The 25,786-nt window shown below is 52.2% G+C and carries 20 protein-coding genes; 10 read left to right on the plus strand and 10 right to left on the minus strand.

Annotated features, from left to right (window positions below; genetic code table 11):
• Positions 1 to 153: 153 nt before the first annotated feature.
• From Pan161_RS01655 to Pan161_RS01670, 4 genes are all read left to right on the plus strand, one after another.
• Positions 154 to 1,770 carry a family 16 glycoside hydrolase gene (locus Pan161_RS01655; RefSeq protein WP_145223874.1) on the plus strand — a complete coding sequence of 539 codons (1,617 nt, stop codon included), beginning with the start codon at positions 154 to 156 and terminating at the stop codon, positions 1,768 to 1,770.
• A 75-nt stretch (positions 1,771 to 1,845) separates the two neighbouring features.
• Positions 1,846 to 4,914 carry a PVC-type heme-binding CxxCH protein gene (locus Pan161_RS01660; RefSeq protein ID WP_145223875.1) on the plus strand — a complete coding sequence of 1,023 codons (3,069 nt, stop codon included), beginning with the start codon at positions 1,846 to 1,848 and terminating at the stop codon, positions 4,912 to 4,914.
• 27 nt (positions 4,915 to 4,941) lie between these two features.
• Positions 4,942 to 5,997 carry a C45 family autoproteolytic acyltransferase/hydolase gene (locus tag Pan161_RS01665; protein ID WP_145223876.1) on the plus strand — a complete coding sequence of 352 codons (1,056 nt, stop codon included), beginning with the start codon at positions 4,942 to 4,944 and terminating at the stop codon, positions 5,995 to 5,997.
• 21 nt (positions 5,998 to 6,018) lie between these two features.
• Positions 6,019 to 6,663, plus strand: coding sequence for a tetratricopeptide repeat protein (locus Pan161_RS01670; RefSeq protein WP_145223877.1), 645 nt, complete (start codon positions 6,019 to 6,021; stop codon positions 6,661 to 6,663).
• Between the two features lie 9 nt (positions 6,664 to 6,672).
• Here Pan161_RS01670 and Pan161_RS01675 read toward each other — a convergent pair whose 3' ends face one another.
• From Pan161_RS01675 to Pan161_RS01690, 4 genes are all read right to left on the minus strand, one after another.
• Positions 6,673 to 8,676 (minus strand): ATP-binding protein, encoded by a 2,004-nt coding sequence (locus tag Pan161_RS01675; RefSeq protein ID WP_145223878.1) that lies wholly within the window; start codon positions 8,674 to 8,676, stop codon positions 6,673 to 6,675.
• Entirely contained in the window at positions 8,658 to 9,362 is a 705-nt protein-coding gene (locus Pan161_RS01680) for a thioredoxin domain-containing protein (protein WP_145223879.1), read from the minus strand. Before Pan161_RS01680 ends, Pan161_RS01675 begins: the two co-directional genes overlap by 19 nt.
• A gap of 373 nt (positions 9,363 to 9,735) precedes the next feature.
• On the minus strand, positions 9,736 to 10,533 hold the full coding sequence (locus tag Pan161_RS01685; protein WP_145223880.1) for a transglutaminase domain-containing protein: 798 nt from the start codon (positions 10,531 to 10,533) through the stop codon (positions 9,736 to 9,738).
• Positions 10,534 to 10,787: 254 nt separating this feature from the next.
• Positions 10,788 to 11,948 (minus strand): kappa-carrageenase, encoded by a 1,161-nt coding sequence (locus Pan161_RS01690; RefSeq protein WP_197995644.1) that lies wholly within the window; start codon positions 11,946 to 11,948, stop codon positions 10,788 to 10,790.
• A gap of 386 nt (positions 11,949 to 12,334) precedes the next feature.
• Between Pan161_RS01690 and sbnA the strand changes: the two genes are divergently transcribed.
• From sbnA to Pan161_RS01705, 3 genes are read left to right on the plus strand one after another with little or no spacing between them, the layout of a single operon-like run.
• Positions 12,335 to 13,435, plus strand: coding sequence for a 2,3-diaminopropionate biosynthesis protein SbnA (sbnA, locus tag Pan161_RS01695; protein WP_145223881.1), 1,101 nt, complete (start codon positions 12,335 to 12,337; stop codon positions 13,433 to 13,435).
• A complete protein-coding gene (locus Pan161_RS01700; RefSeq protein ID WP_145223882.1) occupies positions 13,432 to 15,159 on the plus strand; it encodes an FAD/NAD(P)-binding protein in 1,728 nt (575 codons plus the stop codon). The genes sbnA and Pan161_RS01700 overlap by 4 nt, the downstream gene beginning before the upstream one ends.
• Positions 15,156 to 16,655, plus strand: coding sequence for a Y4yA family PLP-dependent enzyme (locus tag Pan161_RS01705; protein WP_197995645.1), 1,500 nt, complete (start codon positions 15,156 to 15,158; stop codon positions 16,653 to 16,655). Before Pan161_RS01700 ends, Pan161_RS01705 begins: the two co-directional genes overlap by 4 nt.
• Before the next feature lie 56 nt (positions 16,656 to 16,711).
• Here the strand turns inward: Pan161_RS01705 and Pan161_RS01710 are convergent, their stop codons facing one another.
• The 5 genes from Pan161_RS01710 to Pan161_RS01730 all read right to left on the minus strand — a co-directional run bounded on the left by Pan161_RS01710 (position 16,712) and on the right by Pan161_RS01730 (position 23,188).
• Entirely contained in the window at positions 16,712 to 17,680 is a 969-nt protein-coding gene (locus tag Pan161_RS01710; RefSeq protein WP_145223883.1) for a beta-propeller domain-containing protein, read from the minus strand.
• A gap of 69 nt (positions 17,681 to 17,749) precedes the next feature.
• Positions 17,750 to 18,802, minus strand: a complete 1,053-nt coding sequence (locus Pan161_RS01715; RefSeq protein ID WP_145223884.1) for an NHL repeat-containing protein — start codon at positions 18,800 to 18,802, stop codon at positions 17,750 to 17,752.
• A 34-nt stretch (positions 18,803 to 18,836) separates the two neighbouring features.
• Positions 18,837 to 20,312 (minus strand): sulfatase family protein, encoded by a 1,476-nt coding sequence (locus Pan161_RS01720; RefSeq protein ID WP_145223885.1) that lies wholly within the window; start codon positions 20,310 to 20,312, stop codon positions 18,837 to 18,839.
• A gap of 57 nt (positions 20,313 to 20,369) precedes the next feature.
• Positions 20,370 to 21,809: a sulfatase-like hydrolase/transferase gene (locus tag Pan161_RS01725; protein ID WP_145223886.1), complete on the minus strand. Its 1,440-nt coding sequence runs from the start codon at positions 21,807 to 21,809 to the stop codon at positions 20,370 to 20,372.
• Complete coding sequence (locus Pan161_RS01730; RefSeq protein WP_232103583.1) at positions 21,806 to 23,188, minus strand: sulfatase family protein; 1,383 nt, start codon at positions 23,186 to 23,188, stop codon at positions 21,806 to 21,808. The genes Pan161_RS01725 and Pan161_RS01730 overlap by 4 nt, the downstream gene beginning before the upstream one ends.
• A gap of 331 nt (positions 23,189 to 23,519) precedes the next feature.
• Here Pan161_RS01730 and Pan161_RS01735 point away from each other — a divergent pair, with 331 nt between their 5' ends.
• The 3 genes from Pan161_RS01735 to Pan161_RS01745 all read left to right on the plus strand — a co-directional run bounded on the left by Pan161_RS01735 (position 23,520) and on the right by Pan161_RS01745 (position 25,055).
• Positions 23,520 to 23,858 carry a hypothetical protein gene (locus Pan161_RS01735; RefSeq protein WP_145223887.1) on the plus strand — a complete coding sequence of 113 codons (339 nt, stop codon included), beginning with the start codon at positions 23,520 to 23,522 and terminating at the stop codon, positions 23,856 to 23,858.
• A gap of 53 nt (positions 23,859 to 23,911) precedes the next feature.
• Positions 23,912 to 24,451 carry a leucine-rich repeat domain-containing protein gene (locus Pan161_RS01740; protein WP_145223888.1) on the plus strand — a complete coding sequence of 180 codons (540 nt, stop codon included), beginning with the start codon at positions 23,912 to 23,914 and terminating at the stop codon, positions 24,449 to 24,451.
• An 82-nt stretch (positions 24,452 to 24,533) separates the two neighbouring features.
• Positions 24,534 to 25,055, plus strand: a complete 522-nt coding sequence (locus Pan161_RS01745) for a Clp protease N-terminal domain-containing protein (protein ID WP_197995646.1) — start codon at positions 24,534 to 24,536, stop codon at positions 25,053 to 25,055.
• 134 nt (positions 25,056 to 25,189) lie between these two features.
• Here Pan161_RS01745 and Pan161_RS01750 read toward each other — a convergent pair whose 3' ends face one another.
• Positions 25,190 to 25,735 carry a hypothetical protein gene (locus Pan161_RS01750; protein ID WP_145223890.1) on the minus strand — a complete coding sequence of 182 codons (546 nt, stop codon included), beginning with the start codon at positions 25,733 to 25,735 and terminating at the stop codon, positions 25,190 to 25,192.
• Positions 25,736 to 25,786 lie beyond the last annotated feature (51 nt).

The following is a 25,786-nucleotide window of genomic DNA, read 5'->3' on the forward strand; positions in this document are numbered from 1 at the left end:
CTGGATTATCATGCCTGCGTCTGTTTAAGATAGTAGGACTGACTCAAACCAGCTCTTCTTAACTGTAGCCTGTATTCCACTTGAATCTGCTATAGCCTGCCAGAGCGTGTAACAACGGTTCTCAACGATTTGATATTCTTCCCGGAGGAACTAATGACACTACAGCGCTTGCTTCGCATTCACACCTCACTGTTGCTGACTCTGTTCTGTGTCACTCTGTTCTTCAGTCCTCAGTCAGTCGCTGCAGCGGATAAAGGTTTCAAATCGATCTTTGATGGTAAGACACTCGACAACTGGGACGGGGATCCCCGTTTCTGGTCTGTGGAAGATGGCGCCATCACCGGGCGCACGACCAAAGACAATCCAACCAAAGGTAACACCTTTCTCATCTGGCGTGGCGGTACACCGGGCGACTTTGTACTGAAGCTGCAGTATAAAATCATCGGCCACAATTCAGGCGTCCAATATCGCAGCTTTTCCTTACCCAATGCGGCAGACAAGTGGCGCGTGGGCGGTTATCAGGCTGACATGGAAGCCGGCGATAAATATTCGGGGATTCTCTACGAAGAACGGAAGCGAGGCATTCTTGCTTTACGCGGTCAAAAAACAGTCATTGAAAAAGGTAAAAAACCAGATGTGGTCGGTTACCTCGGCGATACGAACGAAATTCAGAAGAAGATCAAAAAAGAAGACTGGAACGATTATGAGATCATCGCCCGCGGGAATCATCTGATCCACAAAATCAATGGTGTGGTGACTGCAGACGTGACCGATAACGATCCTGAACAGCGCCGCGCTGATGGAATTATCGCCTTGCAATTACATCAGGGCCCACCCATGGTCGTGCAGTTTCGTGATATTGAACTGAAAGAACTGCCGGCTGGCGACCAGACTTCTTCCACGGACGGCGCTAAAAAAAAAGTAGTGCTGATCGCCGGTAAGAAGAGTCACGGGTACGGTGCTCACGAGCATCGTGCTGGGTGCCTGCTACTGGCCGAAGCATTGAACAACAGCGGTCTGAATATCGAGACCACTGTTGTGGCTGAAGGCTGGCCTGAAGATGCCAGTGTGCTGGAGGATGCCGATTCGATCGTAATCTATTGTGATGGCGGCGGACGTCACCCTTACAATGATCACCTGGATGAACTTAGCAAGCTGGCAGAGCATGGTGTGGGCATGGTGAATCTGCATTATGGTGTGGAAGTGCCCAAGGGGGCGTCGGGGGATGCCTTTCTGCGTTGGATTGGTGGTTACTTTGAAGAATGGTGGTCGGTCAATCCCCACTGGACCGCCGACTATAAAAATCTGCCCGATCATCCGATCTCGCAGGGCGTGAAGCCATTCAGCATTAATGATGAATGGTATTACCATATGCGATTTCAGCCTGAAATGAAAAATGTGCAGCCGATCCTGACTGCGGTTCCTCCCAAAGAAACTTTAAGTCGGCCCGATGGTGCTCACAGCGGAAATCCGGATGTGCGGAAAACGCTGGGGCAGCCTCAACATATGGCGTGGGCCTACGAACGCCCGGACGGAGGTCGCGGATTTGGCTTTACCGGTGGTCACTACCACTGGAACTGGGGGCACAACGATTTTCGGAAACTCGTACTGAATGCCATTGTCTGGACGGCCCATGCTGAAGTTCCTTCGCAGGGCGTAGAATCTGCGTCTGTCACTGTTGAACTTCTGGAAGAAAATCAGGATTACGAAAAGCCCGATAACTTTAATCCCGCCCGGATTAAAGCATTACTGAAAGAGTGGAATCAATAAATACCAATTGATTACAATGACTGATTGACACAGACCCGGGACTGCAACTTGAATCAAAAATAGGAAACTGACTCCATGAAGTACCGCTGGCTTGCCCTCATTCCCGCCCTGCTGCTGACGACCACCGCTGCTACCTCTTTTGTATCAGCTCAAACCGAACATGATTCGAAACAGGCCGTACCCAATTTGACGGTTGCTCCCGGTCTGCAGGCGACGCTGTTTTCTTCCGAACCGCAAATCAGCAGCCCATCCAGCATGGACGTGGATTCACAAGGACGTGTCTGGATCTGTGAAGTTGTCAACTATCGTGCCAGCCTGCGTGACATCACCACTCGCAAAGAGGGAGACCGGATTCTGATTCTGGAAGATACGAACGGCGATGGGAAAGCCGACAAAACGACCGTATTTTACCAGGGCAATGATGTGAACGGCTCACAGGGCATCTGTGTATTGGGTAATAAAGTCATTGTCGCTGCTTCGCCGAATGTGTTCCTCTTTACCGATGAGAACAACGATGGGAAAGCCGACAAAAAAGAACTGCTGTTCAAAATTGCGGGGGGTGAACATGATCACTCGGCACATACTTCCATCTTTGGACCTGATGGCAAACTCTACTGGAACTTCGGTAACAGCGGCAAGCAGGTGTTCGACGCTGCCGGAAAACCGATTCTCGAAAGCAACGGAAAACCTGTGCTGGATAACGGCAAACCTTACTGGGGAGGCATGGTCTTTCGCTGTAACCTGGATGGTAGCGACTTTGAAGTTCTCGGACATAATTTCCGGAATAATTATGAAATCACGGTCGATTCGTTCGGTACCCTCTGGCAATCGGACAATGATGATGACGGCAACCGCGGAGTCCGTATTAACTATGTCATGGAATTCGGGAACTACGGTTATCTCGATCAATTGACTGGTGCCCGCTGGAAAACGCCGCGGACTGGCATGCATGAAGAAATCCCGCTGCGCCACTGGCATTTGCGCGATCCGGGAGTGATTCCCAACCTGCTGCAGACCGGGGCCGGCTCTCCCACGGGCATCTGTGTTTACGAAGGATCTCTGCTGCCCAAAAAATACCAGGGTGAAGTCATTCACTCAGACGCTGGCCCGAATGTGGTCCGCGCCTATCCTGTGAAAAAGGATGGTGCCGGCTATGAAGCTGAAATCGCGAATATCATTACCAGCGAGCAGGACAAGTGGTTCCGTCCATCCGATGTCTGTATTGCCCCTGATGGCTCGCTGTTCGTCGCCGACTGGTATGATCCGGGGGTGGGCGGTCACCGGATTGGGGATCAGGAGCGGGGCCGCATTTTCCGGATTGCCCCGGCCGATGCGAAATATGTATTCGACAAACTGGATCTGAGTACGGTTGAAGGTGCGATTGCAGGAATTAAAAACCCGAACCTGGCGCGACGTTACCTGGCCTGGAATAAACTGCATGCCCTGCAGGAACAGGCATTGCCACTGCTGGAAGAACTCTATCAGTCTGACAACCAGAGGAACCGCGCTCGCGCCCTCTGGCTGTTGGCTGGCATCAAAGGCAAAACCGGTGAGTATGTCTCCCGTGCGATTCAGGACAAGAATTCCGATATTCGGATTACCGGCCTGCGTGCCGCCCGCCGTTACAAGCAGGATGTGATTCCCTATGTCAGCCAACTGGTAAATGATCCTTCGCCTCAGGTGCGTCGCGAATGTGCGATCGCCTTGCATCACAACAAGTCACCCGAAGCACCCGCGCTGTGGGTGAAACTGGCGGATCAGTATGACGGCAAAGATCGCTGGTACCTGGAAGCGCTGGGTATCGGCATGGATGAGCAGGAACAGAAATTCCTGACCGCCTGGCTCAAACAGGCCGGCGATGACTGGAATACGCCTGTGGGACGCGACCTGATCTGGCGTTCGAAAATTCCGATGGCGGTTCCTTACCTGGTCAAGATTATTGAAGACCCGAACACAGAACAGGATGCTTTGCCACGCTACTTCCGCACTCTGGACTTTATTCCGGGCAAAGAAAAGAATACGGCTGTCGCAGAGTTGGCGTTACTGAAAGAACCTGAGAACAAAACTCGCGAAACCTATATCATCGCGGAAGCCATATCCCGCATGCCGGCCAAAGTGGTGATGCAGGATTCCAAATACAAACAGGCGCTTACCCAGGTCATCGACAGCAGCCGGGGGACTCCGGAGTTCATCAAACTGGTCGAAAAGTTCAAGGCTTCTGATTACTATCCCGAGCTGGTAGCGATTGCCGGTCACGCAGGCAAATCCCAGACATCCGTCGATGCGATTCGTGCGGCTCTGAGTTTGAAACAGAACGCGTTAATCCGCAAATCTCTGGAGAACAAAGCCGATACGGAAAAAGAACAGAATCAGAAGCTCGATTTGATCTGGGCACTGGGAAGTGCCGGACACAACGGTGCGAATGGAATCCTGCTTAAAATCATCACCAACAAAGAAGACCTGCTGGTGGATCGACGGGAAGCAGTCCGGGCAATTGCAAAATCACGCCCCGGCGCCCATGCCTTACTGGATCTGGCTGAGAAAAAAGACTTTGATCCCCAGTTGAAACAGACTGTTGCGGCGGCAATGTCATCCACGATTATGAAAGATGTGAAAGAGCGGGCCGCCAGGCTGTATCCGGCCCCTCCTACAAAAGACAACAAACCTCTGCCCCCCATCAATGTGCTGGCAAGCATCAAAGGGGATAAGCTGGACGGTCGGGTGATGTTCAATACCAAGGGAACCTGTGCCAAGTGTCATATCGTGAATGGTATGGGGAAAGAAGTGGGCCCGAACCTGTCGGAGATCGGCAAGAAATTAAGCCGCGAAGCGCTGTTCGAATCGATCCTGTTTCCCAGCGCAGGCATCAGCCACAACTACGAATCGTATACCGTAATCCTGTTATCGGGGAACGTGGTGAATGGTCTGCTGGTCAACAAAACCGACGACGCGATTACGATCCGGGATGCGGAAGCCATTTCGCGGACGTTCAAAATGGATGACGTCGATGAAATCATTCAGCAGAAAATATCACTGATGCCCGCCGACCTGCAGAAGGTGCTCACCCAGGAAGAACTTGTCAACATCGTCGAGTACCTGACAACACTCAAGCAGGCCCAGCCCATCAAAAAAGCCAGCCGGTAAACTTGAAGGAAAACAAGCTGTGTAACTATGCCTGACTCAGCCCGGTATCGTGAGATTGAAGTCGCTGGTTTGCCGCTGGAAATGGGGCGGCAGACCGGGGAAGCGGCGCGGGAGGAGATTGCCGCGTTTTGTGAGCTGGCTCTGGACCGGCTGCGGGAGACAATGCAGGTCAGCAGCGCACAGGCGCGGGCGCATGCGGAGCATTGTATACCGTATGCGGAAAAATACAGTTCCGATTCGATTGCAGAGCTGCGTGGCATCGCGGAAGCGACGGACCTCCCTTTCTGGAAAATCATGCTGCTGCAGATTCGCAATCAATTTACTCCCGATGCGGATGCCGGCTGCACCGCGCTCAGTCTGCCGGCCACTTCTACGCGGGGACCGATTGTCGCGCAGAACTGGGACAACGATCCGGCCCTTGATCCGTTTACGATCGTACTCACACGCCGACCCACAGGAAAACCGGCGCTGATGACGGTGACGCAGGCGGGATTGATTTCGTATATCGGGTTCAACGATGCGGGCATCGGGGCCTGTCTGAACAGTCTGCCGGCTCCCAGTCGCTCTACTGGAGTGCCCCACTACTTCACGTTACGCGAACTGTATGAGTCCACCAGTCTGGAAGCAGCGGTCCAGACAATTCGTCGGGCCGAGCGGGCGATCCCGGCAAATATCATGCTGACGACTCCGGAAGGGCCCGCGGACCTGGAAGTGACCCTGGAAACCGTGCAGGTTTTGAGACCCGAGGAAACAAGCTGGATCACGCATACCAATCATTGTCTGCACCCGGAACTCTGTAAATATAACGAGCAGTTCCCCGAGCTGATCGGCTCACATCCCCGGAAAGCACGCATCGATTCCCTGTTGCAGGCATGTGGTACTGAAATCAGCATCGACGACATCAAGGCAGCGCTCACCGATCACGAGGGATACCCGCGGTCGTTATGTCGGCATGTGAACGATGATGTAGACACCGGTTACTGGCAGACTGTTTTTTCCGTGATCATCGAACCGGAACAACGGCGGATGTTAGTTTCGCGGGGGACTCCCTGCAGTGCCGGTTATGAGTTGTACCAGCTTTGATATTTGAGAGTTCCTATCACTATGAATCATAACGCCGTCCTCAAGCGTGGCATCGAATTTCATACCCAGGGGCAACTGGATCAGGCGCTCGCCGACTATAGTCAGGTGATCGACAGCGCCGTGGCTGAAGATGTCGAACTGATGGGCCTGGCTTTGTATTATCGGGGATCTGTTTATCAGCGTCTTGGCGAACATGAGCGATTAATAAGCGACATGACCCGGATAGTAGAATATCGCGGTGAGGTTTCCGCTGAACTGGTTGCCCAGGCTTCTGCGATGCGGGGAGAAAGTTTTGCTGTTCAGGGAGAGTTGGAAGCAGCGGTCTCGGATTATACTGTGATCATCGAGTCACGGGAGGGACTGCCGACGGGCATGCTGCTCAGTGCATTGCTGTGTCGCGGTAGGATTTATGCAGAACAGAAACGACATGAATTAGCAATTGGTGAACTGACGACTGTGATCGAGCAGGGGAGCGAGCACCGACTGCCTGCTCACTTTCTGGCGGAAGCGTATTGGTTTCGGGGGCAGGCTTATTTTGCTGAGGCAGACTATACCCGCGCTGCGGAGGACCTCAGCATTGTGGTTTCCAGTCAATGGCTGGGAACGACCGGGCAGCAGAGTGCAGAGGAATTACTGGCAGAGTGTCGACGACGATTGGCTGAATGAAGTTTTTTCTCACGAGAGCTCTGTTGGGGTCGTTGTCAGATTTTGCGCTACGTGACGCTTATAACTGGCGAGCATTTCGACCAGTTTTCTGCGGTCGATGGGTTTGGTGAGATAGTCATCGCAGCCGGCATCCAGGCATTTCTGTCGATCGCCGCGCATGGCGTGGGCGGTTAAAGCAATGATAGGTTCGTGGTAGTGGGCTGCTCTCAATTTTCTCGTTGCCTGATAACCGTCCAAAACGGGCATCTGCATATCCATCAGAATGGCATCAAATGGTTCTCCTGCCTCGACGGCTGCCATGGCCAGATCAAATGAGGTCTGCCCGTTTTCAGCAATCGTAGTCTCTGCTCCCGCTTTATTCAGGATAAAACTGATCAATTTCTGATTGTCGAGTCCGTCTTCGGTCAACAGGAAACGACCATTTTTCAGAGGCAGACCATCGAATACTTTGTTCTGAGGAATTTCTGTTTCAGTAAGAATCTGGAATGGACGCGAGTCGATCAGAGCAACATTTTCCAGTGATCCGGTTTCGATGGTGATCGAAAAAGTACTCCCTTTTCCGGGGTCACTGGTCACCGTGATTTCACCGCCGAGTAATTCGGTCAAGCGTTTACTGATGGTCAGTCCCAGTCCCGTGCCTCCAAATTTACGCGTCATGGATCCATCAGCCTGGGTAAAGGGCTTGAATAGAGATTCAAGGCTTGTGCTTTCAATTCCAATCCCTGAATCGGTGACATTAAATTGCATGCGGGCAGTTTGATCTGGCAGGTCGATCAGACGGGCGACGACATTCACTGCTCCGGATTCCGTGAACTTGATGGCGTTGCCGATGGTATTAATCAAAATCTGCCGCAAGCGGGTCGGGTCTGTATTAATCGTTTCGGGGATCGGACCATCGATCTGAAAATTCAAAGGCAAGCCCTTCTCGAGGGCGCGAACATTCATCAGCGAATAAATATTATTGAGCAAGGTATGCGGGGAGCAATTCACGTGCTCGACTTCCATTTTCTCTGCTTCGATTTTGGAGAGATCCAGAATATCATTAATGAGCCGGAGCAGATACTGACCATTTTCTTTAACGGTGCGTGCGGCTTGAATGTTTTCCGGCTCGCTGACACCGTCCAGTAGAATGTCATTAAATCCGAGGATGGCATTCATGGGGGTCCGGATTTCGTGACTCATGTTTGCCAGGAAGGCGCTCTTGGACCGGTTTGCAGCCTCGGCTGAGTCTTTGGCCGCCCGCAGTTCCTGCGCCTGCTGTTTTAATTCCATCGTTATTTGTTCGAGAACGTGGTTTTTCTCAGAGATCATCCTGTTCGCTGTATGCAGTTCACGGGTCCGATGTTGTACCTCTGATTCCACATCGGCTTTTGTCTCCTCCAGAACGGCACGCTGCCGCGCCATCGCTTTCAATTCCCTTAAACTCTGGTGAATCGCGATGAACAGGAACAGGTCCTCGAAAATGACCCAGGCGCCATGTTCTACAATCCGCCACGGATTAGCTGTCAGCACCCCGAAGATCGCCTGTGGGTAAAATAATCCCAATATGGAATGGTCGATGATGACGACTGACGTTGCGGTGATCAGTACACGCCAGTCACGGTAGAATGCCAGAAATGCCAGCGATCCGAAAATGTGAAAGTGCGTTTCAATCCGGCCCCCACTCAGATGGACAAGCAGGGAAGAAGTCAGCATCTGGCTGATCGCGATGACGTGTCTGCTTAAAATCGTACCGGGACGTAACAGAGTCAGCATGACGGGGAACAGCGTAATCAGTCCGCCCAGCAGACAGGCCGCCCAGACATGCAGATGTACTTCGCTATTGCTGCCGATCCATGTTCGGGGTGTAATCCAGAAGGCAGCGGCCATTGCTGCCAGCCACTGCACGATCATCAGGCAGGCAAACAATCGGTCCGTTCTCTGATACAGATCACGCTGATTTTCCCGAAACAGTTCTTCTGCTCTTTGAGACTCAGTGGGCAGACAGGGCTTGGTCAGAATGGATAACGACATCGTTGTCCCTCCTGTTCAGATACCGAATGCTCTCCGAGCAACGGGCATCCAAATGCGAACGTTTCCTGTCGCTCTGCTGTTCCAGATAACAGAATCGATTCAATGGCAGATCTGCCAGCATTATCACCGGAATGTCCTCTTGAGCCTGTGATGCCTCCATGGAACAGTAGTTTGCCTTGCGTATCGTAGAGCAGTACGTAACCGGAAGTTGTCGCGTTAAACAACCTGGCGGTTTTACCATCAGCATCACTGCAAACCGTCACCCCTGGAATCGCGGAAGCGGTCTTCCAGAGATCCGCCTTTTCCCAGCCCTCTGGAAATGCCGAAGATTTGAAAAAAACAATCCGTGCATCAACCCGTTCCGGTCCAAGTGTCATGATTTTTGCCAGTTCGTTCAGGCTGGCAGTGGTACACGGACAGCGGGGATGAGCAAACATCACCAGCGTCGGTCGCATTGAATTGCAGGTCATCTGACTCTCGTCAGGCCAGACTGCGGTTGTCAGCGGTTCTTCACCCGGTGTCGACTGGTACTGCCAGAGGAGAAACATTCCATAAACGACAGCACTCAACCAGAGCAGTGCCAAAGCCGGCAGTGCCAGAGTTCTCACATTCCTTTGCCCGGGCTGTGAGCGCTGGTTCCCGCTCTGTTGTCGGGGTGGAGACAGGTTGAGACTGCTGACGTTCATATGTTTTTCTAAAACTGGAAAGCAGAAGTCCGTTCGATTTCTGCAGGAATGAAAATAGAATGTGGTTGATACACAATCATATTTTGCAATTCCCGGTGTGTCGGATATTTCAATTGAATTACCGATACCAGTCACCTGATAGGCTTACTCTGAATAACAAGCCTTTATAACCCGCAAAAAACAACTGAAATAAGGAGGAATTCCCATGTAGTTTATAAGTGGATTACTGAGCAGATGGTGTCTGGTGTTGAAGCGTTGCGTGAAGGGAAAAACTCAGATTGCCTCTCGGCAGGAGGGAATTACCGGCTATCTTTCTGAGGTCCGTGGAACGAAACAGAACGCTGCAATGAAGCTTCCGCAGATCAAGTGAATTTCAATATTGAGGCGGGGAGATCTGCTCGACGCTGACATTCATATTCAACAGTTCAACCGGATCGCCGAATTGTGTGTAGACTGCAACGTCAGCTGCATCGCGACCGTAGGCAATAGCCACCCGTCCCCCGTTCAGGTTGTCCTGAGTCGGATCGAACGTATACCAGCGTCCGCCCACATAGGCTTCAAACCAGGCATGCAGATCCATCGGCTGCAGCGTTTCCAGATATCCGACGACCAGCCGCGCGGGAATCGACAGAGCGCGACAGCAGGCAATTCCCAGGTGAGCCATATCGCGGCAGACCGCCTGTGTTCTTTCATTGACTTCACAGGCGCTGATGATTTCCTGTCCCTCGCCGGGCGCATATTTGATGTTCGCGCGAATGTAATCGACTATTTTGTTGCACTGGTCGTAGCCAGGGGCGACTCCTTCCACGAGTGAGGATGCCATCTGTGTGAAGCGATCAGATTCACAGTAGCGGCTGGGCAGCAGGAAAGGGAGTGTGTCTTCGGGTAACTCTTCGACGGGAATAAAGAAGGCACCGGGCGACGCATCAGAGGAGTCGGCGACTTGAATATCAAACGCTGTCTGAACCGAAAATGAGCCGGCAGGTGCCACCAGTCGTTGACAGAGATTCCCGAATGGATCGGTGAATTCAACAGCAGAGACACTGGGGGTCAGCATATACTGCTCACGAGCCACCCATTGCTGATCCCCACTGCGGGGACGCAGCATGAGTAGAAACGGGGTCTCTACGGGGATATTGAAGTCGAGTAAGCAGGAAGCGTGCAGCCACATAATGAGCGATTTCCAAAATGGATACCAATGTTTCCGATTCCGCGGGCAGGATTCAGAAGCAGACAGCGGTTGACTCAATCTGGGATCAGACCTGTGGACCAAGTGAGTGTGGAATGCATTATCACCGGGTCTGGTGTAAAAGATAGTCCTGATTTCCGCTGAGATCAGATTACAGACAAAATGACAGACACCATTCAGATAGAAGCCGTTTCAATCACTGTTTTCGATCTCTTGCTGCATGGCCTGTCAGCGATTCACTTTTCAGGTGGCTTCGCGGATTTGGCCTGCTTTGCATACCAGTCCTGTCGCTCTTTCCCGGAGGCCACCCCATCACGGTTTGTGTCTATCTGATCGAAATTAGATTCTACTTTGCGCTGATCCCACCGCCAGTGATTCTTATCCCATTTCTCCTTTTCCATTGCGATGTATTCGGCTTTTGTCCAGGAAGTGGTCGTTTTTTTTGCTGGATTACCGGGCTTTTGCCAGACTCGGACATAATCTACGGACATGGTCGTTGGAAAACCTGCTGCAGTGGTTTTATCCGGGACGGGCACACGCTCCCCTTCTTTGTAGGCGACGAACGGATAACGCAGACCTAATGACAGTGTGACGTGCATTGGCAGATGCCAGTACAGGTTCGGCTTGCGCGCGACTTCGTTCCCGTCGATGTACCACACGATCCAGTCCGGTGAATTTTCTACGGCGTAGACGTGATAGTCCGCGCGCGGATCCCAGGGAGAATCAAAATGGTTGCTGCAGAGTTCCGGGCGGTTGTGTGGCCTGACCCATTGCCGCTGGCCTGCTTTCAGCAGGGTTGTATGTAGATTGCAGTCGATACGAGTGACGGGGAAGTGTTGTTTCGTCTTAAAATCAAATTCGCATTGCTGCAACTCAACAACGTCGATTTCTGAATAGGCAACGGTTTCACCGTCCTGTGCCAGGTACCGATTTTGAGGCCCGATACTGTAAAGCCAGAACGACGGACACGCGCCCGGGTAACGAGAACAGCCTTTGACGCGGGCCTCAAAATATCCATAGGTGATTGTTTTCTCGTTTCGCGCCATTCCGGAGGTGTAATAAAGTACCTGCTTTCCCCGCTGGTGTTCCTTCTGCAGCATACGAAGATGCAGGGCGCCTTCCTTTTGTGTCACGTTCTGGGGTTCCCAACTCCATGGTCCAAAGTCCTGCGTATCAATATTCCATTTCGCGCGATCGACTTCAGCACCATCGAACTCATCCGACTGTCCGGCCACAAATTTCCATGCACTTGATTTACTGTCCAGCTTCGTCTTGAGGGGGACAGGATCAGCGGCGGCGGCCATGCCAAGGGGAAAGAGGATCCCCAGCATCATTCCCCAGAATGGACCCGCTAATATAACAACGCATTTTTGACAGTGAGTTGAATTCGTATCCACAGGATTTCCTCGCTACGACGAGACGATACTCTGTTCCCACTCATGTTAAAGCAGGTCTCTACGAGCATCTCTTTGCTGTCATTATACCGCGGTCTGAACAGACGCGTAAACGGATCACCCTGATCTATCTTATCGACTATCAAGCCGGGTCAGGCTCGGGCAGCACGAGTCCAGACGCACAGATGTCTGTAGGTGCAATCGATGAAAGTCAGGCGACCAGGGTGGTTGCTCAGCATTCAGTCACTTCAATTGTCCCCCGTTTAAAATCCGAATAATCCGCAGATTCTGTCGAAAACACCGCTTACTAGAAGTTGGCACGCAATTCGCTTTTGAACAGGGTGCCTTCATCTACAGGCATTCATGAACAGTAATATCGGAGAAAAACGATGATTAATATAAATCAGAATAACAGCACCAGCGAGGTTCCATGCGAGGGGATTCTGGATGCCATTGGCTCCACCCCTTTGATTCGTTTACGCCGCTACCTGGGCACAGATGATATTCAGCTATACGCCAAAGTCGAAGCATTCAATCCAGGGGGGAGTGCCAAAGACCGCCCCGCCTGCGCCATGATCGAAGATGCGCTCCGCTCCGGGGCGATCAACAAAACTACCACGATCATTGAATCCACTTCCGGTAACATGGGCATCGGTCTGGCACAGGCCTGCTGTTATTTTGGTCTGCCTCTGATTTGTGTCGTCGACCCGTTTGCCCAGGAGCAGAACGTTGCCATCATGCAGGCATACGGGGCGGTGATTGAACGAGTCACGCGACCTCTGCAAGGCGCTTACCTCAAAGCACGGTTGGCCCGGGTGATGGAACTCATTAATGGGATTCCCGATTCTTACTGGCCGAACCAATACAGTAATTTGAAAAATCCGCTTTCTCACGAACAGGGTACGGTTCAGGAAATCGACGAAGCATTGAATGGTGAAATCGATTATCTGTTTGTCGCAACCAGCAGCACTGGTACGGCACGTGGCTGTCGGGACTACCTGAAAAAACGGGGACGCCACACTAAGGTGATTGCCGTCGACGCTGAAGGGAGTGTGCTGTTTGGTGGTCTGGCAGGTCGCAGGCGGATCCCCGGAATGGGAGCAGGTCACGTATCTGCATTAGCTGCAGGACAGCAATTTGATGATGTGAAACGGGTCAGCGATCTGGATTGTGTGGTGGGTTGCCGACGCATGGTTAAATATGAGGCGATTCTCGCAGGAGGATCAGCGGGCGGCGTGCTGGAAGCGATTCGCTCGATGATTCCTGAATTGCGATCCAAAGTGTGTGCCGCCATTTTGCATGACTCGGGCACCCGTTACCTCGATACCATTTTTTCTGATCAATGGGTGGAGAGAGAACTGGGGTGTTCCACAGAAGAACTGCAGGCACGAATCGAGCAGCCCAGTCAGGTTGGAACGGTTTCTGTACAGAGAGGGTCTCGCTTCACTCCACATTTGCGCGAATATGTGAAGGAACATGCAACGATATGATAACGGCACTTCAAACGGGGCAACATACCGTTAAAAAAATGCGACCTGCTGCATCCGCTCCCTTCAAGATCGCTATTGTAGGTTGTGGTCCGAAGGGGATGTACTGTCTGGAACGGCTGGCTTATGAGCTGGCTCGTTCGCGTCAACAGTCGGAAGTACAGATCACCGTCTTTGAACCAGCTCCCTTTCCGGGGGCCGGGGCCGTTTATCATCCGCGACAGCCGCATTATTTACGCATGAACTTTGCTTCCGAGTTGATCAATGTCTGGCCGGAGACCCTGCGGCGGCGTGATCCGCAATCATTTCCCACACTCGTGGAATGGCTGCAAGACAAATATCCTCACCACGCTGATCCGCGAGGCTTTGCGCCTCGGGCGATTGTCGGCGAATATCTTGCGACAGCATTTCAAAAAACAATACAGCTGTTCCCTGATTTTGTAACCGTGAACCAGGTTGCAGAGAAAGTGACTGGTATCAAAAAAACAGAGGACCGCTGGTTACTCGAAACCGCAGACAACGAAATCGCATTTGATGAAGTTCTACTGGCACTGGGGCATGAAGGCTGGCGAGCAGCCCCTTCTTCCTTCTCGCAGTCGGAACAGATCATTGAAAAGGTGTTTCCCGTGGAGCAGATGTTGTCCTCTGCACGCATACCCCCGCAATCCACGGTAGCCGTACGCGGTTTTGCTTTGACATTTATTGACGCCTGCCTCGCATTAACAGAAGGGCGTGGCGGAAAATTCTGTTGTGAAAACCGGCAGTGGAAATACCTTCCGTCCGGGGATGAGGTGCAGTCGATCGTGCCTTTTTCCCGGACGGGACACCCGATGCTGGCTAAACCAGATCGTCGTTATTTCCGGAGCAACCCGGAACGAGAGCAGATCTGGGAACAGGGACGTCTTCGTATTTTGAAACTCAAACAGCCCGCAGCAGGTCTTGATTTTCAAACCTCAATCTGGCCTGTGATTTTGAAAACAGCAGAAGAAGCGCTGCTCTCACTGGTTCCCGATCATCAGATAGGAACGCAGACTCCGATGGTCGGACTGAATCGCTGGTTTCAGGACTGGAGCAACAGAATCTTTACACCTGCTGAAACATGGGAGCGCCTGCAACAGTCTTACCGCATTGCAACAGGCCAGCAGGCGCCGGACGAAGCCTGGGCACTGGGTGAAACGTTTCGACAGCTGTACCCCGCGCTGGTGCGCAGAATCAGTTATGGCGGACTGGCATTGACCAGCTGGGCAGATTTTCAGCGTGATGCGCAAGAGATGGAGCGACTGGCATTTGGTCCTCCCGCCGAAAATGTAGGACGACTGATGGCACTCATTGAAGCGGGCATTGTCAATTTAGAATACCTGCGGTCTGATTTCGTTCCACACCAGAATAGACTGATACTGGAAGCCGAGGGGAAACGGACATCAGTGGACCGATTGATCAACGCGGTCATCCCTGCCTGTGATCAATTCTCGGAAAACTCTCTATTGGAAAAACTGCTTTCTTCAGGCTGGATCAGGCGGATGCTGGGCGCGGGGGGAATCGCCGTTGATGGCGCAGCCCGTCCGATCCAGCTGGAGGAGCAGATCACAGAGGGACTGGCTGTCATCGGGCGTCCCACGGAAGGTTGTGTACTGGGGAACGATACCCTCAGTCGCCAGCTCCATTCCTGCCCCGATCAATGGGCACGCAGTGTCCGCGATCATATCGCTCATAGGAAGCAGACATGAAAACCGCAGAACATGAGACAGAATTCTCCGCTCCTTCAGACTTGCTCACAAGTAACGTGCGCAGCTACTGTCGGGGAATGTTGCCGCTGACAGCAAAATTGGAACCCTGGATCACCGAACTCTGCCAGAGTACGACACTCCCTGCGCTGGTGCAGGAACATGGTTCCCCCTTGAATGTGCTCAACACGGAACCGTTTCAGCGAAACGTGACAGCGCTGTATGAAGTGGCGCAAGCTCAGGGAATCGACTACGATGTCTATTTCGCCCGCAAAGCGAATAAGTGCCTGGCCTTTGTCGAAGCGGCAAAAGAACTGGGATGTGGCGTTGATACGGCCAGCATCCAGGAGCTGCAGCAGGTACTCGCGTCCCAGATCCCTGGAGAAAAAATCATTTGCACTGCTGCTGTGAAATCGGAGGCGCTGCTGCGGCTGTGTCTCGAATCGGGTGTCACCATCGCCGTTGATCATCTCGATGAATTGATGCAGACAGTGATTCTGGCAGAACAAGTCAATCGCCGGGCCGATATCGCGGTGCGTCTCAGCGGTTTTCAACATCAGGGAAGGAAACTACCTTCCCGGTTCGGGTTTGATATTGATGAAATCCTGCCGCTGCTTCAGGACCTTCAGCATGACTCCCCCCACAGCTTGCAGTATTTGAATCTGATCGGTGTGCATTTTCATCTGGACGGCTACTGCCAGGCACAGCGTCTGTCAGCCATTCAACGGCTGCTGCCGCTGATCGATGAGTTGCGGTCCCGAGAATTTCCTGTCCGGTTCCTGGATATCGGCGGCGGGTTTCCGATGCGCTATCTTGAATCGGAGACAGAATGGGATACCTTCTGGCAGACCCATCGGCGGGCGCTGCTGGGAGAAGAAGATTCGCTTACGTATCGAAATCATGGATTGGGGCTGACGCCGGTGGAAGGTACACTGATTGGTAAGCCGAACTGTTATCCTTATTATCAAAGTCTGGTACAGGCGGACTGGTTTGAAGAAATATTAACATCAGAAAGCGAAGCAGGCACGATTGCGGATTCGCTGCGAAAGCGGCAGATTCAACTGCGGTGTGAACCGGGCCGGAGCGTACTGGATGGCTGTGGTTTTACGGCGGCACGCGTCGAGTATCGGAAACAGCAACCGAGCGGCGACTGGCTGATCGGACTGTCGATGAATCGCACACAGTGCCGCACGAGTAGTGACGATTTTCTCGTCGACCCCTTCTTAATTCCTGCTACAGAAGATTCCCTGCTCCCGCGTACGCCGGCAGGTATTTCTGGTTATCTCGTCGGCGCTTACTGTACCGAGTCGGAGTTGTTGAGTCTGCGCAAGTTACAGTTTCCGCATGGCGTGGGCATCGGTGACCTGATCGTCTTCCCGAATACCGCGGGTTACTTCATGCATTTTCTGGAAAGTCGCTCGCATCAGTTTCCGCTGGCTCGGAATGTTATTTATGATAACATCACGGACCAGGCTGAGCTTGACCTGGTTTCCCATTAATCCCCACCGGGAGAAAATGTACTCAGTCAAAAAATCGTTTTCACATTCTTAAACACCTACTTCAGCTCCACAGGCTCCCCCAGGACCTGAATGCTGAGCAGGTGATGCGACGGCATCTTCGTGCCGCGTTCGACGACGGGGACCTTCCCGTCCTCTTCCAGATCGGATTTCTTCAGCCTCCAGATTACTTGTTTGTCGCGGGTGATTTCAAACGCCTGTATGTCGTTGTTCATTCCTTTGCGATGATGATAATCGGAATTGATCACTACCAGGTTCCCGTTTTTGCGGACCTGTACGCCGACCGGATACAACAGTTCGAAACCCAGTTCGTCCTGCTTATCCAGCTCCCAGGTGATCTTGCCGTCCGGGTCGACTTCGATGATGCGGTACGATGCAATGCATGGGATCAGTGTGCGGCCGTTTGCCAGCCGAATGGCGGTGAACGCGCGATCGTTCTCGTTCAGCTTAAACCGCCAGACCTCTTTGCCGTCCGCGTTGAGTTCGAGAATCACTTTATTGTCGCGATACGAAATCAGGTACGTGCCCTGCGGCGTCTTGCGGGCCTGCATATAACGGTTATGAACATTCTTGCCGCCATCGGGCAGATCAATCGATAACGTCACGTTCTGCTGTCGGTCCACTTCCAGCAATTTCTGATTGCCACAGTCGAGAATCAGCACTTTTCCATCCGGCAGAGGCTGACAGGAGTTGATTTCCTGCTTGCCAGGTTCCCGCGGGATTTTGTAGTCCCACACCGTCTCTTTGTCCGGGTTCACTTCCCGCACACCATACCGATGACAAAACAGTACGTTCCCGCTCGGCAGCTTCCAGGCATCATAGACCGTTTCGATGTCCGGAGGCTGGTAATGCCAGACGATGTGATTCTGTTCGTCCAACTGCATGATCCCTTCGCCGTAGCCAATCAACAGTGGGTGTCCCGAACTCTTGTCTGCTCCGCTTGCCGGGTCTCCCTGCAGAATAAAACAGACCAGTAAAGTGATCCAGATTGCGTTGAAGTATTTCATGGTGCGCTTTCGATTGAACGTTCTGACTGGAAAGTATTTTTGCCGGTTCATCATATCTACAGGGTAATCTTATGTGGAAGTCTCAGGAACCAGTTTGACCGGGTAGGTATTGCCGGACGCGAACTGGGGGACATAGATCGCGCCGTCGGTTGCGACGAGCAGGTCGTGGGGATGCTGAAAGAAGCTGCCCTGTTGCCGCATGGGCTGTAATTTTCCGTCAACATAGCGGGGCGGGGTGCCGCCGATATTGGAGACAATTTTGTAGTCGCGATCCAATACCGAAATATAGCCGCGGCTGTCGCGGTCTTTCGGCCAGTTGTCCGCCAGGTGGGGCACGAACATGTGCTCGCCGACAATCTGGATCATACGGGGATTCGAACCGGGCAGGGCGATTTCTTCAATCAGCTTTCCGTCCAGTGAAAGACGTTTGATCGTCTGTTGATCGCTCATCGCGATGACCAGTTCCGGTTCGCCGGGACCGCGAGTATCGATAGTGCCTCCGTGCGGTCCCCAGTGCGCGATGCCCCCTTCCGGCCCGCCGAAATAATTCAGGACTTTTCCCGCACGGTTGTAACGCATGATATAATCTTTACCGTACCCGTCGAGTACAAAGAAATCGCCGTCAGGCAGATGCAGCGTCCAGGCAGGACGAAACTCTTTCTCGCTGGCATACTTGCCTGTTGACTTCGGATAGATCACTTCCATCAGAATCTCGCCGTCCAGCGTCGTTTTGAAAACACGGTGCAGGTTGAGGTCGGTGATGAACAGCACTTCCCGATCATTTTCTTTCACGATCTGCAGGCCATGCGCGCCGGGAAACCGCGTGCCCCACTTATTGATCAGTTTTCCGTCCTTGTCATAAACGATGACATTATTCGCCAAATGATCGGTGAGCAGATAAATCCGGCCCTGCGCATCAACGACCATGGCGCTACAGTTCTTGACTGGCGTTTTGTCATCGAGGACACCCCAGCCGGCGACGGGACGATATTGAAACTGGTTCTGTCCCAACACAGGCAGTTTGTTTTCGCTGGCGCTTAACGGATTAGCTCCCAGTGCAAGGGTTCCCGACAGCAGGGTCTGAGCCAGGAAGTCGCGTCGATGCAGTCGGCGGTCAAGCATGGTTTACTCCTGTGAGAAAGTGAATCATCGTTTCTTATTTCCCCTCAGCACGCCAGCGTTTCATCAATTGAATATTCGCTTCCAGGATCGCGGCCTGTTCGGGTTCCCGCTTGCGGCTCTTGTTCAGATACGGTTTCATATCACTGTCGTACATGGCTTCCGATTCGGGGAAGCGACCGCGGTCGTCTGTGTCGAGTTCCCAGTTTGCGAGCAGGCAGCGGAATTCGGTGAGTTGTTCTTGATACGCGGCGTCATCGGCCAGGTTGTGGATCTCCCAGGGATCGTTGGTGAGATCGTAGAGTTCTTCTTCGGGTCGCGTTTCGGCGAGATGCAGTGACTGGGCCGCGTTCAGTTTGCCGGCAGCGTAAAGTTCGCGCAGCACCGGCACGAACGGTTTGCCGTCTTTATATCGACAGGGCTGCAGATAAGGTCGTTCAGGCAGGTAATTGCGGATGTACTTGAAATTTCCTTTGCGGACGCTGCGTATGTGATCGACGGTTTCGTCACAGCGGTCGCGGGCCGAAACTACGTATGTGCGCGGCCTGGCATCCGGTCCGAACAGGGGACGCCCCTGCATCGTTGTGGGAATGTCAATGCCCGCGAGGGCCAGGCTGGTTGCCGACAGGTCGATGTGTGCGATCAGTTCATCGCGTAACGATTTTGCTCCCACGAACTTTGGTCCCCAGACAATGAACGGAATCTTCAGCCCTTCTTCGTAGAGAAACTGTTTGCCACGGGCGTGACTGATGCCGTGATCGGTCAGAAAAAAGAGGATTGTATTGTCGAGCACTTGTTCCTGTTTCAATTTGTCAAGAATGCGGCCCACTTGTTTGTCGGTGTAAGAGACCGAGTTCAGGTAGGCGGCCCAGTCTTCTCCAATCACGGGGTGATCCGGATAATAGGGTGGCAGCGTGACTTCGTCTGCTGTGATCAAAGTGTCCAGACCGGTTTTCACTTCGTCATACCAGCGATCGACGTTGCGCAGTTTTCCCCCCTGCAGTTGATATTGCGCGAAGAAGGGTTGCCCGTTCGCGCGTTTTGTCCAGTCCACGCCGTCATAAAGGTCGGATTTCTGATAAGCGAAGTTGTAATCCTCTTTGCCAGGCCGGGTCCCTTCGGGGTTGGCGTTTGTCGTATAATAACCGGCTTTGCGAAAGAGTTCCGGAACGGTCTGCATGCCTGCGGGTAAGTTGATTTTCAACGTGCCCCGTGAGCTGCGATGATGGTGCGCACCGATGGTGGTCTGATACATGCCTGTGATCAGGGCGGAACGAAATGTGGAGCAGACCGGCGCCGTCGCGTAGGCGTTGCGAAATACCACGCCTTCCCGGGCCAGTTGATCCACGTGAGGCGTCTCGACCAGTTTCTCCCCCTGGTAGCCGAAATGACAGGACATATCGTCGACCAGAATCCAGACAATGTTCGGTCGTTGCTTTGTGTTTGCAGCTGTCTTCGCTGCTACGGTCCTGGCAGACATAATCAATGTCAGAACCAGGAGAACGATTAGCATGTTGAGCGGCTTGAAGTTCACAGGGTCTGCTTTCTGTTGGGATCTGCGATTCGAAAACTAATCATGCGGGTTCACAATATTTCGCCAGCCCGGGTAGATCGGACGTGCCGATGCGTTCGATCCTCCTTTGACGGGTGGCGCGGGGGGAATATTCTTGAGGGTCTGCTGCAGCAACTGGCGTGACTGTTCTCCCTGTCTGCCTGCCTGACCGGAGGCGAGATTCTGACTCTCAGTCAGATCGACGGGCACATAATAAAAGCGGCCGTCGCGGTAGAGTTTGAAGTCGGCGTTCCGCACATACTGATCCCCGGTGAACCGTCCCCAGTAAGGCTGGTAATGATTCAGCACCCACTCCCGGGGCTGACCCGCTTTGCCGTTGAGTTGAGGCAGAAAACTGCGGCCGTCGATGGGGTCGTCTTTTCCGAGCTTGACATCCGCCATTGCGGCGAACGTGGGATAGAAATCCGTAAAGTCGATCAGGTCATTCAGTACCTTGCCCTCGGGCGTGTGTCCTTTCCAGTAGGCGACCAGCGGCACATGGGTGCCCATGTCGGTGGTGGAACCTTTGCCGCCATGAATGGTTTGGCGGTTCCACTGCGAGGTGATTTGCACGTTCGTGCCATTATCGGCGGTAAACAGAATGAGCGTGTTGTCCAACTGGCCAACGTCCTCCACCTGTTTGACAATCTTGCCGACGAGTGTGTCCAGGTAGTTGACCATCGCGACAAAGTTGGCTTTGCGTGCCTGCTTGCCTTTCGGCTGTTTGTTGGCGGCCTGCGTGCGGGGTGCGTCTCCGATGGTATCGGGTGTAGGCACAAACGGATTGTGGACCAGCGTGGTCGGGTAATAGACAAAGAACGGCTCATCTTGATTCTTTTTGATGAAGTCACAGAGAAAATCCGACATGATGTCCGGACCGTATTGGTCCTGGTTGTCTGCAATTGTGAGGAACTTGCCGTTCTGTTCCAGCGGCGGACTCCAGAAACGCTCACCGCCCCCCTCTTTGATTTTCGTTTTCGTCGTCACCTGCCAGAGACAGTATTCCTCGAAGCCCGCTTGGAACGGCCGCGTATTGTCGGCGTGCCCTTCCGCACCATGGTAGAGTCCGTTCAACTGCCACTTACCGGCAATTGCGGTTTTGTAACCCGCGGACTGCAGCATCTGGCCGAACGTTTTCTCTTTGGGATTCAGATAACCAAAATGGGTGTAGTTACGAAAATTATATTTGCCCGTCATCAGCTTGACGCGGGATGGCGTGCAGAGGGGCGTCGAATAGCAGTTCGTGAATCGGACTCCCTGTTTTGCGAGCGCATCGATGTGCGGCGTTTTATAATCATCGGCACCGTAACTGCCGAAACATTCCCAGCTGACGTCATCGGCCATGATGAGAATGATATTCGGCTTGCGGGTTTCTGTTGCGGCTTGCTGCGCGACGACATCGCTGGCAAAAAAACCTGCTGAGAAAATCAATATGAGACTGAGAACGAGTTGTTTCATTTCTGCTTCCGTTTCTTTTTTTTACCGCCGAATTTTGTGTGCTGGTCGGCTTCGAGTTCGGTCTGCTGGCCTTGGTCGCCGCAGTGTTTCATCCAGGCGTCCAGCTCTGCTTTCAGTTCGGCCTGCACAGTTGCGTACTCCGGTTTGCCGGCCAGGTTATGCCATTCGAATGGATCTTTGTGGATGTCGTAGAGTTCTATCGCGAGGCGTTTTCTGTAGCGGCGGACTTTTTCAGCTGCGTCGGCATCGCCGGCGGTGGCTTTCGCTTCCCAGCTTTTGAATTCAGGCGATTTCATGGCGACGTTACGAAATTCGATTTCCGGTGTAAAGTTCCAGATGTACTTGAAGTTTTTCGAACGCACGGAACGAATGCCGAACGTGGGGGAACCGTTGATAATGCCCCGTGTTGTCATTTCGCCGAACACATGGTCCTTGTGCTCCTGCTTACCCGCGAAGACCGGCAGCAGACTTTTCCCATCGAGTACCGGAGCGGGTGTGCCTCCCGCGGCTTCCACGTAGGTGGGCACCAGGTCAACGTATTCAATCATGGCGTCGTTGACAGTGCCGGGCTGAATTTTACCGGGCCAGCGGGCAATCATTGCAGACTGCAGGCCGGAATCGTAACAGGTCCACTTGGCGAAGGGCATGCTACTGCCTTGCTCGCTGACGACGATGACCAGTGTGTTATCGCGGAGCCCGTGCTGGTCGAGTTGTTTGAGGATGCCGCCGACTTCCTCGTCGAACACGGTGATTTCCGCCAGGTAGCGGGTCATGGCCTCGCGTGTTTCCGGCGTATCGACAAAGTAGGGGGGGAGCTTCAACTGGCTGGCGTCGTAGCGGGTTGGATCTCCCTGATCCCAGGGCGTGTGTGGTTCCCGCGAGCAGAAGAAGATGCAGAACGGATCGTCGCGTCCCTGGCATTTTCTGAAAAAGTTGTCGGCTGCTGCCACCAGTCCATCGCCATCCGGTTTCTCAAACGGGAAGACGGCTTGCGAACCGACGTGGCTTTTCCCCGTGAGGGCCACGCGATAGCCGAGCGGTTTCAGGTAGTGCACGATGCTTTTCGTACCACGATTGGCCTGCGTATGATTGGGGTAGGCTCCGGTCTTGACGGGATACTGGCCGGTATAAATATTGTGCCGCGTGGGGGAGCACATGGGAGCTGCCTGAAAGCAGCGCGTGAACCGCATGCCTTCAGTCGCCAGCCGATCGATGTGCGGTGTATGTGCCTGTCCGCCGTAACAGCCGATATCGCGAAACGTACAATCGTCGGCGATGATGAAGACAAAGTTGGGCTGCTTCGCTTCCGCCTGTTCGGTTACTGTCAAGCAGAGCATTGTCACAAACGCAAAGAATGGAATCCAGTGTCGAGCAGGCATGATATCATTTTCCCGATGAGCGCCTCAGAGAACAGAATCGTTGATATCATGCTACCCTGCGAAGTTGTCTCTGCACAGCGTTTTTCATGGAATTCAGGACGAGAAGAAACAGGAAATGGAATGGCAGGGAAGTCAACGCCGGCGAAAAGGTCTGGCTCAACAGCAGGCAGTCGACTATGATGACGTATCGTGCAGTGTAGGCCTTTGCAGTTGGAAGGTGGTTCATATGGCGGCTTCAATTCGCTTCACGCAAGAGTCAAGAATATGGCGGCTGGGATTCTCGGCTGCAATTTGCTTTCTTCTTTGCAGTTGTACTGATCGCAGTTATCAAATGATGAGCAGGACTGACCTGTCGTGGCGGGAACTGGAGAAGCGGGCGGATGTTTCATTTGGAGAACCCGGGTGGGAAGAGAACAAGCTGTTGATTCCGATCAAAGAGATCACGAAAACAACCGGCGATTCTCTGCACGTCAATCGTTATCGATCACAGGTGCTGCAGGACCGGATCCATGTCACCGTCCGTCTGGGACTTCCCGATGATAACACAGAGGAACGGGATCGCCTGCTCGTTACGGTTGACGACCCTCAATATGATCAATACACAATCGTCTACGAGAGCCCGGACGGCAGCATCAACCAGATTCAGCAGATCAAAGTCCCGGATCGATGACAAAATTGCGGGACCAGGCAATAGAAACTGGCAAGCTTTAAAAGGAGAGAACGATGTTACACCAGATTTCTTTTGTCGCTGTCATAGCGATTGCCAGTTGTGCTTACGCAGCTGATGCGCTGCCTCCTTATGGAAAATTGACCGTTACTGAAGACCTGATTCGACGAGAAATCATCCGACTTGGCGGAGACTGGGAGTCAGGAGAGAAACCTAAGCTCGTTTCTTTTATCGGCGACAAATTCGAAAGCAGACATTTCGAAATGTTGACTCACCTCCCCACTCTAGAGCTTTTTTATGTGGATACATGTGCCATTGATGATTTTGCTCTGTCATGCCTTTCTCAAATACATCAGCTTAAGCGGCTCCAAATTGTAGAGTGTAAGCTGGAGCCTGAGAGCTTTTCACTGCTGCGAAGCAATCGTGAACTCAGGGAAATCATTTTTGATTCCGTTATCATACCGGATCAACTAATGACCGAACTTGCAAAACTTCCGAATCTCAAAAGTATTTCATTTAACGACTGTAAAGGGATCACGAAAGAGCAGATCGCGACCTTAAAAGCAGCATTACCCAACGTGAAGATTGGTTATTAAAATACGGAAAAGAGACCTGGTCCATTTAATATTTCAATAATCCCCATTATTTATTACCGATGTGATGAAAGTTAAATGTAAGATGAAATCAGACATTCTTCCAACCGATCGGTCATATAAAGTGCTGGCAATTGCACGGGAAGTTGCTTTATCAGAAGGTTGTGAGACAATTTTGCCAATACACATTCTTCACGGTTTGTTACTGGAACATGATGGTATTGCCGGGAAAATCTTGACTGATGCTGGTGTTCCAGTTAGCAATAAACTGCGGGAAGAAAACAAATCCTCTCACGATAGAAATAATTTTGTCGAAGCAGATTACGAAAATCAACGAATGTGTGGAATTCGTGAGGTTCCATTGTTATCTGGGACAGCAAAGCTTGTATATGAAAGAGCAACTCAAGAAGGAAAAGATTTATTTCAAAAATTGCAGCATACTGCGTGTCCCTATCTTGGGACAGAGCATTTACTTTTGGCTTTGCTCAGTATTCCGGAAACGTCAGCCTATCAATATTTAGAATCTAAACTAAACGAAAACGGTCTTAAGCCAAAGCATTTGCGAGAAGCAATTTACGATTTGGTTGGTGTGCCTGGTGAAAAGTAACATTATGCCAGTTTTGTCTGAATGCAGGTTTAATAATGTTGCCTTTCCATTAGCTACAAGACAATGAGAGCATAAATAAACAAGGGGATTCAGACCTGGTCCATTTATGCTCATCGTTTTTGTTTATTGCTCGGTCACGTCAGTTTCGGTGATCGCAATCGAGTAAGTAGTTCACTGAGACCATTTGAACCGATCATGAGGAACATCCCAATGAGCATCCGCAACCCTAATAATAAGATTTGAACTTTCAGGTCCAACGTGATCGGGGCTGAATTGTCAAATTTTTTCTCCTCAACAATTCGAAAAAGTGTGGCTCCGATATCTGGCAGAGTAAATCCTAAGATCAACACACCCACCGCAGCAAAGGCAACCGTTTGTACCTGCCGTGCGGTAAGGGAACCGCCATCGACGGCGAAATCACCAGACAAGATAAATTTAACAATCTGATTTGCTGCAAACCACAACGTACAAGCAAGAATTAGATTCAAGCCGAGGGGAATTAATTGCACATAGACCATCTGCAAATAGATCATCCCTTCCGGGGCCTGCGAAAACGGAACCAGATTTGTCTTCCATGATATCCACATCGTCACAAAGGGGATCAGGTCAAACAGCACTTTCACGCCATAGAAAAGTGCCAGCAATCGACACCCAATATAGGCAAACTCTTCTTTTTTCATTTCGTTCCCTTCCTGGCGAATACAAAATAATTGACTTGATTTTAAAGATGA

This window comes from Gimesia algae (assembly GCF_007746795.1).
GTDB classification, from domain to species: Bacteria; Planctomycetota; Planctomycetia; order Planctomycetales; family Planctomycetaceae; genus Gimesia; species Gimesia algae.

Excerpts from the sequence above, each read along its gene's own strand:
- Pan161_RS01665 (WP_145223876.1), top strand. The coding sequence starts at position 4,942 with ATGCCTGACTCAGCCCGGTATCGTGAGATTGAAGTCGCTGGTTTGCCG.
- Pan161_RS01655 (WP_145223874.1), top strand. The coding sequence starts at position 154 with ATGACACTACAGCGCTTGCTTCGCATTCACACCTCACTGTTGCTGACT.
- Pan161_RS01720 (WP_145223885.1), bottom strand. The coding sequence starts at position 20,312 with ATGCTAATCGTTCTCCTGGTTCTGACATTGATTATGTCTGCCAGGACC.
- Pan161_RS01670 (WP_145223877.1), top strand. The coding sequence starts at position 6,019 with ATGAATCATAACGCCGTCCTCAAGCGTGGCATCGAATTTCATACCCAG.
- Pan161_RS01725 (WP_145223886.1), bottom strand. The coding sequence starts at position 21,809 with ATGAAACAACTCGTTCTCAGTCTCATATTGATTTTCTCAGCAGGTTTT.
- Pan161_RS01700 (WP_145223882.1), top strand. The coding sequence starts at position 13,432 with ATGATAACGGCACTTCAAACGGGGCAACATACCGTTAAAAAAATGCGA.
- Pan161_RS01715 (WP_145223884.1), bottom strand. The coding sequence starts at position 18,802 with ATGCTTGACCGCCGACTGCATCGACGCGACTTCCTGGCTCAGACCCTG.
- Pan161_RS01740 (WP_145223888.1), top strand. The coding sequence starts at position 23,912 with ATGTTACACCAGATTTCTTTTGTCGCTGTCATAGCGATTGCCAGTTGT.
- Pan161_RS01745 (WP_197995646.1), top strand. The coding sequence starts at position 24,534 with ATGAAATCAGACATTCTTCCAACCGATCGGTCATATAAAGTGCTGGCA.
- Pan161_RS01660 (WP_145223875.1), top strand. The coding sequence starts at position 1,846 with ATGAAGTACCGCTGGCTTGCCCTCATTCCCGCCCTGCTGCTGACGACC.
- Pan161_RS01730 (WP_232103583.1), bottom strand. The coding sequence starts at position 23,188 with ATGCCTGCTCGACACTGGATTCCATTCTTTGCGTTTGTGACAATGCTC.
- Pan161_RS01685 (WP_145223880.1), bottom strand. The coding sequence starts at position 10,533 with ATGTGGCTGCACGCTTCCTGCTTACTCGACTTCAATATCCCCGTAGAG.
- sbnA (WP_145223881.1), top strand. The coding sequence starts at position 12,335 with ATGATTAATATAAATCAGAATAACAGCACCAGCGAGGTTCCATGCGAG.
- Pan161_RS01750 (WP_145223890.1), bottom strand. The coding sequence starts at position 25,735 with ATGAAAAAAGAAGAGTTTGCCTATATTGGGTGTCGATTGCTGGCACTT.
- Pan161_RS01680 (WP_145223879.1), bottom strand. The coding sequence starts at position 9,362 with ATGAACGTCAGCAGTCTCAACCTGTCTCCACCCCGACAACAGAGCGGG.
- Pan161_RS01675 (WP_145223878.1), bottom strand. The coding sequence starts at position 8,676 with ATGTCGTTATCCATTCTGACCAAGCCCTGTCTGCCCACTGAGTCTCAA.
- Pan161_RS01710 (WP_145223883.1), bottom strand. The coding sequence starts at position 17,680 with ATGAAATACTTCAACGCAATCTGGATCACTTTACTGGTCTGTTTTATT.
- Pan161_RS01705 (WP_197995645.1), top strand. The coding sequence starts at position 15,156 with ATGAAAACCGCAGAACATGAGACAGAATTCTCCGCTCCTTCAGACTTG.
- Pan161_RS01735 (WP_145223887.1), top strand. The coding sequence starts at position 23,520 with ATGATGAGCAGGACTGACCTGTCGTGGCGGGAACTGGAGAAGCGGGCG.